Here is a 14,779-nt window from a genome sequence, read left to right on the forward strand (position 1 = left end):
AGATTTGCCTCTCCATCAACCATCTTTTAAACAGCTTCACATCAACTCCAGCGATGTTTTATAATAAACTGTTGCAAAGTAAAGGATTTATTTGGAAAAACAATTTGTTTATCTCAACTATTTTCCCGAATATTGCTCCCCCTTTTAAAACAAAAACATGAATTTTGAATTAACATCCGCCTATAAGCCTACAGGCGACCAGCCTGAGGCTATTGCCCAATTAACCGAAGGTATAAAACAAGGATTACCTGCCCAGACCCTATTGGGTGTTACGGGCTCAGGAAAGACGTTTACTATAGCCAACGTCATAGCTAATATCAACAAACCTACATTGATATTGAGCCACAACAAAACGCTGGCTGCCCAGCTATACAGTGAATTTAAAGGATTTTTCCCCAACAACGCTGTGGAATACTATGTTTCATACTACGATTATTATCAGCCGGAAGCCTATCTTCCCAGCTCTGATACGTATATCGAAAAAGATCTTGCCATCAATGATGAAATAGATAAGCTACGGCTTGCCGCCACTTCTTCCCTACTCTCAGGACGTAAAGATGTAGTGGTAGTTTCTTCTGTTTCATGCATCTATGGTATGGGAAATCCATCCGACTTCTATGACAATGTCATAGAAGTGGAACGGGGGCGTATGCTGGATCGTAATGTATTTCTGCGCCGTCTCGTAGACAGCCTTTATGTACGCAATGACCTGGATCTGAATCGTGGTAACTTCCGTGTAAAAGGTGATACAGTAGACATTTATCTGGCCTATTCCGATACCATCCTGCGAGTGACTTTTTGGGGAGATGAAATTGATGGAATTGAAGAAGTAGATCCGATCTCAGGCATAACAATTGCTCCTTTTGAATCATACAAAATATACCCGGCTAATTTATTCATGACAACCAAAGAGGCAACTCTACGTGCTATTCACGAGATAGAAGATGACCTTACCAAGCAAGTAGCCTTTTTCGAATCTATCGGAAAAGAATATGAAGCCAAGCGTCTTTATGAACGGGTGACGTATGATATGGAAATGATTCGCGAGCTGGGGCACTGTTCCGGTATTGAGAACTATTCACGTTATTTTGATGGTCGCAGTGCCGGTACCCGCCCCTATTGCCTGCTCGACTTTTTCCCGGATGACTTTCTAATTGTTATAGACGAAAGCCATGTTAGCGTCCCACAGATACGTGCTATGTATGGTGGTGACCGCGCCCGAAAAATCAATCTGGTAGAATATGGTTTTCGCCTACCTGCAGCCATGGACAACCGTCCTCTTAAATTTGAAGAGTTCCAGGAAATGGCCAAACAGGTTATTTACGTCAGTGCGACTCCGGCCGATTACGAACTGGTGCAGTCCGAAGGTATCATTGTAGAACAAGTAATCCGACCTACCGGTCTGCTTGACCCTGTGATTGAGGTACGTCCCAGCCTCAATCAGATAGATGATCTTATGGAAGAAATTCAGATACGTATCGAAAAAGAAGAGCGTACTCTCGTAACGACTTTAACCAAGCGCATGGCTGAGGAATTAACAGAATATTTGCTTAATAACAATGTGCGATGCAACTATATCCACAGCGATGTAGATACACTTGAGCGTGTAAAAATTATGGACGACCTTCGTCAAGGTGTGTACGATGTATTGATCGGTGTAAACCTTTTACGTGAAGGACTTGATTTACCTGAAGTATCTCTGGTTGCCATTCTTGATGCAGACAAAGAGGGATTCCTGCGCTCCCATCGTTCCCTGACACAAACAGCCGGACGTGCTGCCCGAAATGTAAACGGAAAAGTAATCATGTATGCAGACAAGATGACAGAAAGTATGCAGCTGACAATTGACGAAACCAACCGACGCCGGGAAAAACAGCTTGCTTATAATGAAGCAAATGGCATCACCCCACAACAAATAAAGAAAGCACGTAATCTCGCTGTATTCGGTGGAAACAATACCGAGGAAATGCTAAAAGAAAAACATGTTTATATAGAACCATCAAGCCCGAATGTAGCTGCTGATCCGATCATTCAATATATGACTAAAGCTCAGATGCAAAAGAGCATAGACCGTACACGCAAGTTAATGCAGGAAGCTGCCAAAAAACTGGAATTCATCGAAGCAGCTCAATATCGTGACGAATTACTGAAACTGGAAGATCTTATGAAAGAAAAGTGGGAAGAATAAACAGAAACTCTTAATAAAAATTGAATTCAATAAGCAAAATATTAATCAATGTTATAAAACATGTTTTTTCTCCCACAAAATTTGCTAATATTCGGAAAACCCGTACATTTGCAATGTGTTTTTCATAGTATTAGATTTAAGGTTAACAAAGGTTGGAGCAAGGCGTTGCTCCTTTTTTTATGTCCATACCACATATTCATTCTTTTATTTTGCCTTATTGGCTACTTTTTTTAAGTACTCATCAAGTAGTTTTTTTCGCAATAGTTCATCTAACTGGATAGAGACAGATAATTTTCCATCATTTATACCCAGAAACTGAATGATATAAGGTTCTACTGGTTCTCCTTTGGCAACACTCCTGCTGGTAGTCGATAAAACTTCTTTTCCGGTTTCTCTTTCTTTTGAGTTTTCCGTCAGTGAAGATATCTGTGCATTAACACCCAATTCTGTGAAAGGTATAGAAGTATTTAAGCATTCCGCCCAAGCTCTCCCCAAAGAATGATATTTCTTACTATCAGCAACAAATCCTTTTCCCTGTTCTGCACCACAGTCTGGATAGGAATACCGGGACAAAGAAGTTTCCATTCCATTATAAAGAGAGCTAAACGTTTCTTTTCCTTTTATTATATTTTTGGAGATCGAAGTACTCTTCAACTTAGAGAATCCGGTAGCTTCAATAGTCGTACTACTCGTAAAATCTTCGGCACTACCTGTTATCACCGATTTCAAATGACGCGAAATAGTTAAATTCAATTTTCCCTTTGTACCACTCTTCATCTGAATAGCTACAAACATTTCACCGGTTTTATATTTATACTCCCTCATTATATCATAATTCAAAGAAGATAAAACCATTTTCTGAACAATATCGAATGTCTCTTCTTTGTCAGAAATATTACTATCAATAATCGAGTTTATCTCTTTTCCCTGTGATATTGCCCATAAATAAATGGCACGAACTATCGCCTGTTCACGTGCCTCAGTCTCTTCAAGTCCGGGATCGGAAATGCCAATATGCACCATTCTCTGATTTGAAAAGATCCATTCAGGGATACCACTTTCAACAGGTGCAACAGGAACCGTACCAACATTCAGTGTCGTTGTCGGTTTTGAAGTTACCGGGACCTCTTTTCTATTCTTTGTATGTACCGGCACTACTACAGAGTCCTTTTTAAAAGAATCTGTTTGCAACACTTCAGAAATTTCATCCGGTATCAGATCCTGATTTTTTATCCCCCACCAAAGTCCTCCGACTATTAATAATCCAACTATAGCACAACAAGCTATAATTATCCCCATCTTTATTCTGTGAGGTTGTCCTTCCTTCTTCCGAGGTGTATCCAGTGGAACTACTACCCGATTCTGGCTCTTTAAAAAGGTAGTGAGCGTCTGTATTAAACTACCAAAGCTCTTATTCGGGTTTGGATAAGCATCAATCCAATGTTTACGGGCCAGGTAGTAATCTAACGAATCATTCAACTCTGATTTATCAATCCGAAATGGGATTATTATTTTTCCTTGGTTGAAAGCCTTATCAATTTCATTACCCACATGTGGCGAGTTATTTGAATGGATAGAAAAAATAAGTACCACCAACCGGGCTTCCCGAATGGCATTAACAATTTCAGCAGCATAGGGCTGACCGGGAGTAACATCTCTCGGAGCAATCCAACAACGTATTCCCGCCTGTTCTAAAGCATGACAAAGAGCGGTTGCTACACTTTTATCTTTACTTGAATAGCTAATAAAAACATCGTGTTTCATAATATTACAAACCTGGATCAATTGAGAATTTTACAACTTCAGGAGACAAATATAAGTATTCTCATCCATTCAGAAGAATTTAATCATTAGACTTTTCACTTCCTATTATTAAAGCGCTCTATTATTTCTCAAGACATTGAAACAATCGGAAATTTCTTAATAAAACTTCAATCCAATCCTGCAACTATTAATCAATGTTATAAAACATAGTTTTACTCTTGACAAATTTGCTATATTCCGGAAAGTCCGTATATTTGCATTGTGTTTTTCATAGTATTAGATTTAAGGTTAACAAAGGTTGGAGCAAGGCGTTGCTCCTTTTTTTATGCCTATACGTTTGCTTTCTCTAAAAATAGTAATACATTTGCAATACAGACATTTCCTCCAAACATCCAAGTATTATCATATAAATTCAAAGCTTTATCAAGAGTTATAATAAGACAAAATATATTCTAACATAATTTTATTGATAAAATACATAGATTGTTTCATTCAAATAAAACTATAAATCAATATATAGAATTGGTAAGTTGAAGATATCAAGAATAAAAAGCTATTAAAATAATTATGGAACAACAACCTCAGCTCAACGATCACAATAAACAGGAGTATCCTCCTATGCATTCAGTAGAACACATTCTGAACGCAACCATGGTGAAAACTTTTGGCTGTCCACGTTCGCGAACGGCTCACATAGAAAAGAAAAAAAGTAAATGTGACTACGAACTTTCTTCCTGCCCTACTGACGGACAAATACAGGCTGTAGAAGATAAAGTAAATGAAGTTATCAATCAACATCTCCCTGTAACGATTGAATTCATGCCCAAAGAAAAAGCTAAAGATATCGTAGATCTTAGTAAACTGCCGGAAGATGCAAGTGAAACTCTACGCATTGTCCGTATAGGAGATTATGATGCTTGTGCCTGTATCGGACTACATGTAGAAAATACCTCTGAAATAGATACATTCAAAATCATCAGTCACGATTATGATGAAGAAAAAAAAGTATTGAGGATACGGTTTAAGCTAATAAAACAATAGGAGAAAAAACAAAAATCTATCTATCTTATATAAAATAAACAAAAAATAAGTAACATTATGGCATAAATAGCGAAACTTTGGCGCTTCAATTCTGACAAATAGTCAAATACAAGAACAAAAATGCCTTGGCATATGTTTTGCTTAATTATTAATGAACAACGGTTCCGGAAACGGAACGGAAGTTCATTAATTAACCGAATGTTTAACTAAAAGATAGGAGACTAAAAATTATGATGCCTGTTAGAAGAACTCAGAACTGGTTACCAAGTATTTTTAACGATTTCTTTGATAATGAATGGATGGTAAAAGCAAATGCTACTGCACCCGCTATTAATGTAATCGAATCAGAAAAAGAATACAAAGTAGAAGTGGCTGCTCCGGGGATGACGAAAGAAGATTTCAACATCCGTATCGATGAAGATAATAATCTTGTTATTTCTATGGAGAAAAAAACAGAGAACAAGGAAGAAAAGAAAGACGGTCGCTATCTGCGTCGTGAGTTCTCATACTCTAAGTTCCAGCAAACAATGATTTTGCCTGATAATGTAGACAAAGAAAAGATTTCAGCTCAGGTTGAAAATGGTGTCCTTGCCATTGAACTTCCAAAGCTTAGCGAAGAAGAGATTAAAAAGCCTGAAAGAACCATCGAAATAAAATAATCATTAGACAAACGTTACAACAGATTAAATAAAAAACAGTTTCCCACTAAAAAGGGGAACTGTTTTTTTATAATCAAATGTCTCTATGAAAACAAGTAAAACCTACATCCTCTTTCGATAACTTCGTACAGCCCACACATTAAAGAACAAAACAAATACCAATAATGCTCCCAATTGTGGTAACATATCTGTAAAACCACTCCCCTTCAGATAAACCATACGCATTACCTGCATCAAATACTTCAGTGGATTGAGAATAGTAATCGCTTGCGCCCACTCCGGCATACTGCTAATAGGAGTAAACAACCCACTCATAAGAATAAGGATAAGCATACAAAACCACATAACGAACATAGCTTGTTGCATGGTAGCAGAATGGTTGGAAATAACCAGTCCCAACCCGGACATGGAAAGGACGAAAAGAATAGCAAAGAAGTAAATAACAAGAAAATGCCCGACAGGCAAAATGCCATAAAGTAACCAGGCAAGGATGAAACAAATGGTAAGTACCACAAAACCAATGAGCCAATATGGAAAGAGCTTAGCCAGAATAAAAGTAAATTTACTCACCGGCGTAACATTTATTTGCTCAATAGTACCAACTTCCTTCTCACTAACGATGTTGAGAGCAGGCAAAAAGCCACAAATAAGGGTAAGCAACATCACCATAAGGGCCGGAATCATGAACAATTTATAATTAAGGTTAGGATTGAATAAGTTGAGAGTTGTATAGTTAGTTGAAAGTTGAGAGTTGAAAGTTGAAAGTTGGGAATTCGTCATGACACTTACATCCCCCGACGTATCTCCCCATGCGGGAAACACCACTACCTCAGAAGCATAATTTTGAATGATATTAGAGAGATAAGAACCACCAAGACCACCTTTGGTACCATTCACCGCATTAGCAGCAATGAGAACGTGAGGACTACGCCCCACTGTGCAATCCTTTTCAAAATCACGTGGAATTTCAAGAATAATATCGGCATCACCAGCTTCTACATTCTTCAGCGCCTCATCATACGAGTCAGGAAGTGCTGTCAGACGAAAATAAGTAGAAGCGGAAATCTTATCAACCAACCGGCGAGAAGTAACCGAATGATCATTGTCTACAATATTGAGAGAAACATTCCGTATCTCCAGATTCATAGCCCAAGGCATAAGAATCATAATCATACAAGGAAAAACAAGTATGAGACGCGGAAGAAAGGAGTTACGAAACAACTGCTTGAATTCTTTTTCAATGAGAAACTTTATCATATTCAATAATGTGCCAATATGCCAATGTATCAATTGGCTGGCGCGTTTTAGTAGGTTAATTATATTAGTTAATTCTCACTTGTTGATATATCATTCCAATCTGTTCTTGAACTTTTTAAAACTAACCGTTATCAGTACTGCTGCCATCAATGCCAGGATACCCACTTCTTTCAACACCAATGTAATATCCACTCCTTCAATCATCAGTTTACGAACAGCCTGAATATACCAACGGGCAGGTAATATATCAGAAATAATCTGCAATACCAACGGCATGCTCTCTATAGGAAAAATCATACCGGAAAGAATCATTGTCGGCATCATCAGTATCAACCCCGAAGCAAGCATAGCCGCCACCTGTGTTCGTGTTACAGAAGAGATAAGTAGCCCTAATGCCAACGACACGAATATAAATAACAAAGACACCGTTATCAGCCAAAACAGGCTGCCTGCTACCGGTACATGCAGTACATAGACTGACAATAACAGAATAGTGACCAGGTTGATGAACGACAGCACAAAATAAGGTACCGCCTTTGACAAGATAACAAAAAGTGGTTTTACCGGAGAGACCAACAAAATCTCCATCGTACCGGTTTCCTTCTCGCGAACAATCGAAATGGAAGTCATCATCGCACAAATCAGCATAAGTATAAGCCCCATTACACCAGGCACAAAGTTATAAGTACTCTTCATCTGCGGATTATAGAGCAATTTCACATCCGGCACAATAGTGGCAACCGACATACCCGGAGGCAGCATTTCCTGCTGTACGGAAACAATGATACCGGCAGCATAGTTCGTTCGGGTAGTTGCCATATTGGGATCAGTGGCATCGGCCACAAGCTGTATTTGTGAATCACCGGTATAAATGCCATCAGCAAAACGGGTACTGAATACAATGGCCAGATCGGCATCTCCTTCACGAAAAATCGTTTCCAACTCTTCCGGAGAGTGTATCATGCGCTCCATCCTAAAGTATTCGCTGGTACCGATACGGTCTACAATACGACGAGTCATCACATCATTACTGGGATCAAGCACCACCACCCGCACATTTTTCACCTCTGTAGAGATAGCAAAACCAAAGAGGATAATCTGAACGACAGGCATACCCAAAAGGATTAGCATCGTTCTCCGGTCACGGAAAATATGATAAAATTCTTTTCTTACAAAGGCAAAAAACTGTTTCATAATTTAATCTGCTTTACGAACGGCCTTACGAGCCAATTGTTGAAATACGTCATCCATTGTTTGAGTATGGAACTTCTCTTTGAGCCCACGGGGAGTATCAAGAGCTTCAATACGTCCATCCACCATAATAGAAACACGGTCACAATACTCAGCCTCATCCATATAATGAGTGGTCACAAAGACAGTTATACCACGATCGGCAGCCTGATAGATAAGTTCCCAGAATTGACGGCGGGTAGCAGGATCTACTCCCCCGGTCGGTTCATCCAGAAAAACAATCCTCGGTTCATGGAAAATAGAGACTGAAAAGGCCAGCTTCTGTTTCCATCCCAGGGGGAGGCTTTTCACAAGTGTCTCACGTTCGGCAGTAAAACCAAGGCGCTCCAATAACTCATCCGTTTTATTAGCTATCTCCCTCTCTTTCATACCATATATACCGGCAAAAAGACGAATGTTTTCCCAGACTTTAAGATCCTCGTACAAAGAAAACTTCTGACTCATATAGCCTATATTTTTCTTAATTTCTTCAGACTGAGTGAAAAGATCAAATCCGGCTACCCTACCACTACCGGAAGTCGGTTTACTTAGTCCGCAAAGCATACGCATAGCAGTCGTCTTTCCGGCACCATTAGCACCCAGGAAACCAAAAATTTCACCACGGTTTACCTGAAACGAGATATGATCTACAGCAGTAAACGTACCAAAACGCTTACAGAGATTATCAACTTCGATAACAGTTTCGCCTTTATGACGTAACTCCTCCCGTTCCAATCCCGGTGGACACAGGATATGGGCAAATTGCCGGAGGATGTGTTCCGGAGTATCAATGCCATGTATTTGTCCTTCGTTGATAAATGCGATCCGGTCACACTGACGGGCTTCATCCATGATAGGCGTAGAGGCTATAATAGTAATCCCCTGCTCTTTGAGACGACGCAGCATTTCCCAGAATTCTTTACGGGAAACGGGATCGACTCCGGTAGTAGGTTCATCCAGAAAAAGAATATCCGGTTTATGTATCAAAGCACAGCTCAATGCAAGCTTCTGTTTCATTCCCCCCGACAATGCTCCTGCACGACGTTTCTTAAAAGGTTCTATCTGCTGATAGATATCTTTCACCAAATCATAATTTTCTTCTATTGTAGTGTGAAAAACGGTAGCAAAAAAGTTCAGATTCTCTTCCACCGTCAGGTCCTGGTAAAGTGAAAACCTGCCGGGCATATAGCCTACTTTCCGGCGAATCTCTTTATAATCTTTCACCACGTCCGCCCCACCTACAGTAGCCGTACCTTCATCGGCAAGCAATAAAGTAGTAAGTATACGAAAAAGTGTACTCTTCCCTGCCCCGTCCGGACCAATAAGTCCAAAAAGTTCACCGGGTTTCACAGCAAAAGAAACTCCACGAAGCGCCTCCACCTTCCCATAACGTTTGCTTATATTATCTACCACTACTTCCATCTCCATCTCCTAACTTTTTCTATTTCCCTCAACTTTCAACTCTCATTTTCAACTTTCAACTTTCCATTTTCAATTAAAACATACTCCTCCATACATCCCTATCTTCAGGTACCCGTCATTCTTCACAGCTATTTTCACTGCATATACCAGATTAGCACGTTCATCTTTGGTAAGGATAGTCTTTGGGGTAAACTCCGAACGGTCAGATATCCAGGTAACAACTCCGGGATACTCTTTCCGGATATCATTACCGTAGTCTGAAAACACAGCCACCTTTTGTCCGAGTTTCACCTGTGAAAGCTGTTCAGAGCTTATATAGGCACGAATATACATCTGTTCCATATCCGCCACTTTAAACAAGGGTTTCCCCATAGTAGCCAGTTCACCGGCTTCGGCATATTTGGCAAGAACCGTTCCATTAAGAGGAGATGTAATATGACATTTCATTAATTGATCTTCTATCTGTGCCACCTGAATACCCACCGAAGAACTTTGCCACGTAAGGCTTTGCCGGCTATTGAGCAAGGTTGAACCCTGGGCAATCAATTGCCGTTGAAGTACAGAGAGATGTGCATCCGCATCATCCAGTTGTTTTTGATTCGCAGCTCCCGCCTTCAACAGATTTTCAACACGGTGTTTCTCACGTTCGGCAGTGACAATCTGTTCTTTCAAAGCAGCCACCTGTTTCAGGATATCAGGTCGCTGATCTTCTACTGACTTCACATTAGCTTCCAATTGTATCTTCTTCAGATAAAGCTGAACAGTATCTACAAGTCCCACCTGCTGACCGGCTTTCACTGGTGTGCCTTCTTCTACTTCCAGGCTCAATAATTTACCGGCCGCTTCGGAAGAAACAAGTACTTCGGTTGTTTCAAATGTTCCGGTAGCATCATAATCGGGGCTACCGCTTCCACAAGCAGCAGCTATGAACAGTAGGGAAGAAAATCCTATAAATTTCATTCGTTTCATAACAGGGTTATTTTATAAATTAATGGTATATTTTAGTTTCCAGATATTCATCAGCAATTGAATTTCGTGCAGAGCTTTGGTTTGCCGTGCCATACTCTCTGAAGTAATCTCACGTAACAGATCCGTAACAGTCAGTGTACCGTTTGCCACTTTTGCTTCAGCTGCCAGGCGGATATTAGTGCGCAGACGAATAATCTCTTCATCATCCTGCATCTGTTTCCGCATAGAAACAATGCCACTGTTTTGTTGAGTAGCCTGCAGGCGGGTATTAAAAAGAAAGACATCCCGGTTGTTTTGCAATTGCTGCTTATTGGTCGATATCAGTTTTTTATCATTTCGCAGCGTATATAGACTCCCGAAGTTCCACGACAACCGTACTCCTGCTACATAAAAAGGAGAAAACTCATCTTTCAGCATATTCAATCCGGGGTTGCCATAAGCTCCCTGCACAAAAAACCCGAAACGAGGCATATAACCTGTTTTCAATGCTTCTTCCTGTATTTGCAAATGTTGATTTTGTGCATCAAACCACGTCAGTTCCGGACGGCGTATATCTCCCCAAGGAGATATCTCACTTTCCAAAGGCTTCTTCAACTTGGTGTTTTCCGTCAGATCCTCCCCTGTCAGTAATGCCAGCATCTGTACATAAGCCTGTCTCGAAGCAGAAAGCTCCACCCGCTTCTGACGGGTATTCAACTGTTCCACTTTCACAGCATCAAGATCAGACTGACTGGCTATTCCATTCTCCATATAAGCACTGATCTGCCGGAAACTACGCTCCAGTTCGTCTTGCAAAAGCCGGTTTTGTATAAGCTGTTCGTCCAACAGGAGAATGCTGAAATACAATTGATCTACTCTCTCATTCAGAGCATACATATCTACATTCAACTTCTCCCGGTCCACATCAGAAGACGCAAGGACCATCTCTTTTTTAGTATGTATCTCTCCACCATCCCAAATGTTCTGTTTCAGCTCTAACATTACCTGATATTGATCCTTGGGCTGACCTTTAATATCTATTCCGGGAATTTTCACAGGAAGTTCGGTCACATCACTCTGATAACTGGCCTTTGCCGAAAGGGCAAACTGCGGCAGATATCCTTTCAAAGCATTATTCAGATTGTACTCTTTAGTTTTTTCTATAAGACCATACTGCCTCACTAACGGATAGTTGTCCTGCGTTTTCTGCCGACACTCTTCCAAAGTTATCTGTCCGTACATACACGATACAGCCAGCAGAAATGATAATGAAAGAATCATTCGTTTCATATTCTTCTTCTCTATTAATTTCTTTTTTGCAAAGATAGGCAAATAGAACATGCAACCAGGTTCCAATAGTTTGCAATGATGTCCCATTAGTTCGATAATGAACAGATTTGAATAAAATTCACCTGTAGATTACAATGTAGTCTTATCTTCATATTGTATCTTTGTGAAAAATACAACAACTCCTGTCTGTTATGGAAGAAAAGAATAAGCCTCTCGAACTGGCACTCGACTTACTAAAACATACCCAAATTGCACGTAATAATGAGTATAGGTATATAAATCCCGATTTTGGTATCGTCATTAGTTTTGCCGGATTAGATAGTTATCTCTTTAAAATAGGACAACCCTACCGCACCAAAGAGGGACGGATCATCCGTGCCTTACGAGGAAGGGCCCGTATATCCGTCAATCTGATAGAATACGATGCTTTTCCGGAAATGATAATTGTCACCCCACCGGACTCTATCATTCAGGTGATAAGCTTTTCTCCCGACTATGATTTTCAAGTGATTGTAGCAAGCAACAACTTTTTGTCTGTTCCACACAGAGAAGATCTGACCGATTCATATATGAAACAAGGTATCGTGATAAAACTGACAGATAAAGAATGGAACGAAACGGGAATGTACTTCTCACTGATCTGGGAAACAGTACAAGAATCCACCTTCCGGAAGGAAGTAATACAACATCTGCTTACGGCTCTTCTATATAATATAAGGTATATACAGAAAAAGAACCAAAGCAGCATTAGCCAATTACCATCACACCAGGAAGAATTATTCCGTCGGTTTATTGCCCTGGTCAATGAATACAATAAAAAAGAGCGTACCGTAGGTTTCTATGCAGATAAACTCTGCCTTACCCCCCGCTATCTGAATACCGTTATACGGCAAGTAAGCCAACAGACGGTAATGGAATGGATTAACCAGGCCGTCACGCTCGAAGCTCAGGTCTTACTGAAACATAGTAACTTAATGGTTTATCAAATTGCCGATGAATTAAATTTTCCCAATCCTTCTTTTTTTTGCAAATTCTTCAAAAGAAGAACGGGAATGACACCACAGGAATATCAGAAAAAATAGAAACAGCCCTACATCGGAATCCGCATATTGCAAATAATCAGTAAGATACTTTGCCAGTTCAAACAAAAGCCGTATCTTTGCGCCCGCTATTACGAGTTAGTAGCATTAATTCAAATCATTAATTAAAAACATTTATTTAAAATGGCAACCAAAATCAGATTGCAAAGACACGGACGTAAAAGTTACGCGTTTTATTCAATTGTAATTGCAGACAGCAGAGCACCACGTGATGGTAAATTTACAGAGAAGATTGGTACTTACAACCCGAACACCAATCCTGCTACAGTAGATTTGAATTTCGACGCTGCATTGGCATGGGTATTGAAAGGTGCACAACCTACCGATACTGTACGTAACATCCTTTCTCGTGAAGGTGTTTACATGAAAAAACATCTCCTTGGCGGTGTAGCTAAAGGCGCATTTGGCGAAGCTGAAGCTGAAGCAAAATTCGAAGCTTGGAAAAACAACAAGCAGACAGGACTTGCTACTCTGAAAGCTAAAGAAGATGAAGCTAAAAAAGCAGAAGCAAAAGCACGTTTAGAAGCTGAAAAGAAAATAAACGAAGCAAAAGCGAAAGCATTGGCAGAAAAGAAAGCTGCTGAAGCTGCTGAAAAGGCTGCTGCTGAAGCACCTGCAGAAGAAGCTGCTGCTCCGGCAGAAGAGGCTCCTGCTACTGAAGCTGCTGAATAATAGTAAGCAAATTCACCAAAATGGGATTAAAACTATAAGGTCCTCTCCGGCTTGCCGGGGAGGATTTTTTGTGCTTCCCGCACGGGGAGGTTCGGCAGGCGATGACAGGGAGAGATGTTTATAAAAGATAGTTGCCAAAATAATAAGTAAGTGGGTTTGCTAAAACGAAGATAAAAAAGAGGGCAACAGGAAAAATATTAAAGAGAAAGAAACACATCATTCATTTTCAGCGTTTTAAAACACTATTTATTGGAAGCAAAAGTACGTACTTTAAAACACAAGAAGTACGTACTTAATGGGCAATTAAATACGTACTTTTTCTGTGGTAAAATACGTATTCTTACATCTTAAAAGTACGTACTTCTATCGGTATGAGAAATAGGATTCCGAAAAGGCATTAACATTGTTAATTCATGCCCCTGTTGTTTACAAACCTTATCATCTACTTTTAATGGATCCACTTCTTCAACTCCTTATACAAAGCTTCTGTGATTTCGCTGTTCTTCGAATTAAAGAATATCTCCTTACCTGTATTCTCCGTAAACATAATATAGGGTTTGCTGTGTGAAGAGAGTAATAACAGACAGTTACCTCCGTCTTTCAGCTTGAACCACCCTTTACTTATACCACCAATAGAAAGACCATTAAGACGAAGCCCGATATCAGGAAGAGAGTCTATCAAACAAATTCCGGTTATCTCTTCCAATGTTCTGGACGTGCCATACATTCCCGTAAAAATCAGCTTATCCTCCTTTATCTTTATAGTTGCCGGATTCATACCATATGCTATAAATGCAGCAATCACCGCAATAGTAAGCACACTAATAGCAACCACATACTTCGTACTTTTCCTGGGAGGATTATGATCAAATTTATTTGCCTTGATTATCAGATACGGAATATAGAGTATAGGCAGAAGAATGCAATAACTGGCCCAGTCTGCATGCCCTACCCCAAGGCAGGCATAATAAGTAAGTAAAGGTACGGTTCCCATTCCCACCAGACTATAACACATAAAAGTAGACAACCCTTTGACATCTACATTTTCTTTCTCTTCTTTAGACATTGTATTATATCCTGCAATAAGAATCGGGAAGCGCTTTACGAGTACCCCGAGCCCAATAAGGATGAAAGCTGTAATCAACACTGTAGTTTCCATAATCAAGTTTATTAACTCATTTCCACATCAACGAAAATCCCTTATTTTG

The 14,779-nt window shown here is 39.9% G+C and carries 12 protein-coding genes; 5 read left to right on the forward strand and 7 right to left on the reverse strand.

Features of this window, described 5'->3' with window-relative positions; all coding sequences use genetic code 11:
- The first annotated feature begins 157 nt into the window (after window positions 1-157).
- A complete protein-coding gene (uvrB, locus tag QX565_RS06565; RefSeq protein ID WP_122201535.1) occupies window positions 158-2,188 on the forward strand; it encodes an excinuclease ABC subunit UvrB in 2,031 nt (676 codons plus the stop codon).
- 204 nt (window positions 2,189-2,392) lie between these two features.
- Here uvrB and QX565_RS06570 read toward each other — a convergent pair whose 3' ends face one another.
- The gene (locus QX565_RS06570; RefSeq protein ID WP_289292003.1) at window positions 2,393-3,952 is read right to left on the reverse strand and encodes a toll/interleukin-1 receptor domain-containing protein; all 1,560 of its coding nucleotides are present in this window, start codon (window positions 3,950-3,952) and stop codon (window positions 2,393-2,395) included.
- 567 nt (window positions 3,953-4,519) lie between these two features.
- Between QX565_RS06570 and QX565_RS06575 the strand changes: the two genes are divergently transcribed.
- Together QX565_RS06575 and QX565_RS06580 are read left to right on the forward strand one after the other, a co-directional pair.
- The gene (locus QX565_RS06575) at window positions 4,520-4,993 is read left to right on the forward strand and encodes an alanyl-tRNA editing protein (RefSeq protein ID WP_289292005.1); all 474 of its coding nucleotides are present in this window, start codon (window positions 4,520-4,522) and stop codon (window positions 4,991-4,993) included.
- Window positions 4,994-5,223: 230 nt separating this feature from the next.
- Window positions 5,224-5,652 (forward strand): Hsp20/alpha crystallin family protein, encoded by a 429-nt coding sequence (locus QX565_RS06580; RefSeq protein ID WP_025867749.1) that lies wholly within the window; start codon window positions 5,224-5,226, stop codon window positions 5,650-5,652.
- A 102-nt stretch (window positions 5,653-5,754) separates the two neighbouring features.
- Here the strand turns inward: QX565_RS06580 and QX565_RS06585 are convergent, their stop codons facing one another.
- The 5 genes from QX565_RS06585 to QX565_RS06605 all read right to left on the reverse strand — a co-directional run bounded on the left by QX565_RS06585 (window position 5,755) and on the right by QX565_RS06605 (window position 11,799).
- A complete protein-coding gene (locus QX565_RS06585; RefSeq protein ID WP_289292011.1) occupies window positions 5,755-6,909 on the reverse strand; it encodes an ABC transporter permease in 1,155 nt (384 codons plus the stop codon).
- 90 nt (window positions 6,910-6,999) lie between these two features.
- Window positions 7,000-8,103, reverse strand: coding sequence for an ABC transporter permease (locus QX565_RS06590; protein WP_289292013.1), 1,104 nt, complete (start codon window positions 8,101-8,103; stop codon window positions 7,000-7,002).
- Window positions 8,104-8,106: 3 nt separating this feature from the next.
- Window positions 8,107-9,567 carry an ATP-binding cassette domain-containing protein gene (locus QX565_RS06595; RefSeq protein WP_221649910.1) on the reverse strand — a complete coding sequence of 487 codons (1,461 nt, stop codon included), beginning with the start codon at window positions 9,565-9,567 and terminating at the stop codon, window positions 8,107-8,109.
- A 63-nt stretch (window positions 9,568-9,630) separates the two neighbouring features.
- The gene (locus QX565_RS06600) at window positions 9,631-10,530 is read right to left on the reverse strand and encodes an HlyD family secretion protein (RefSeq protein WP_289292016.1); all 900 of its coding nucleotides are present in this window, start codon (window positions 10,528-10,530) and stop codon (window positions 9,631-9,633) included.
- Between the two features lie 12 nt (window positions 10,531-10,542).
- Window positions 10,543-11,799 (reverse strand): TolC family protein, encoded by a 1,257-nt coding sequence (locus tag QX565_RS06605; RefSeq protein WP_289292018.1) that lies wholly within the window; start codon window positions 11,797-11,799, stop codon window positions 10,543-10,545.
- 191 nt (window positions 11,800-11,990) lie between these two features.
- Between QX565_RS06605 and QX565_RS06610 the strand changes: the two genes are divergently transcribed.
- Window positions 11,991-12,881, forward strand: coding sequence for a helix-turn-helix domain-containing protein (locus QX565_RS06610; RefSeq protein ID WP_221649907.1), 891 nt, complete (start codon window positions 11,991-11,993; stop codon window positions 12,879-12,881).
- A 141-nt stretch (window positions 12,882-13,022) separates the two neighbouring features.
- The gene (locus QX565_RS06615) at window positions 13,023-13,571 is read left to right on the forward strand and encodes a 30S ribosomal protein S16 (RefSeq protein WP_289292022.1); all 549 of its coding nucleotides are present in this window, start codon (window positions 13,023-13,025) and stop codon (window positions 13,569-13,571) included.
- 448 nt (window positions 13,572-14,019) lie between these two features.
- On the opposite strand, the gene QX565_RS06620 is transcribed toward QX565_RS06615, so the two are convergent.
- On the reverse strand, window positions 14,020-14,730 hold the full coding sequence (locus tag QX565_RS06620) for a DUF3784 domain-containing protein (RefSeq protein ID WP_289292024.1): 711 nt from the start codon (window positions 14,728-14,730) through the stop codon (window positions 14,020-14,022).
- Between the last annotated feature and the right edge of the window lie 49 nt (window positions 14,731-14,779).

Origin of the sequence: Bacteroides sp. 41_26, from assembly GCF_949740115.1 — a bacterium.
GTDB lineage: Bacteria > Bacteroidota > Bacteroidia > Bacteroidales > Bacteroidaceae > Bacteroides > Bacteroides nordii.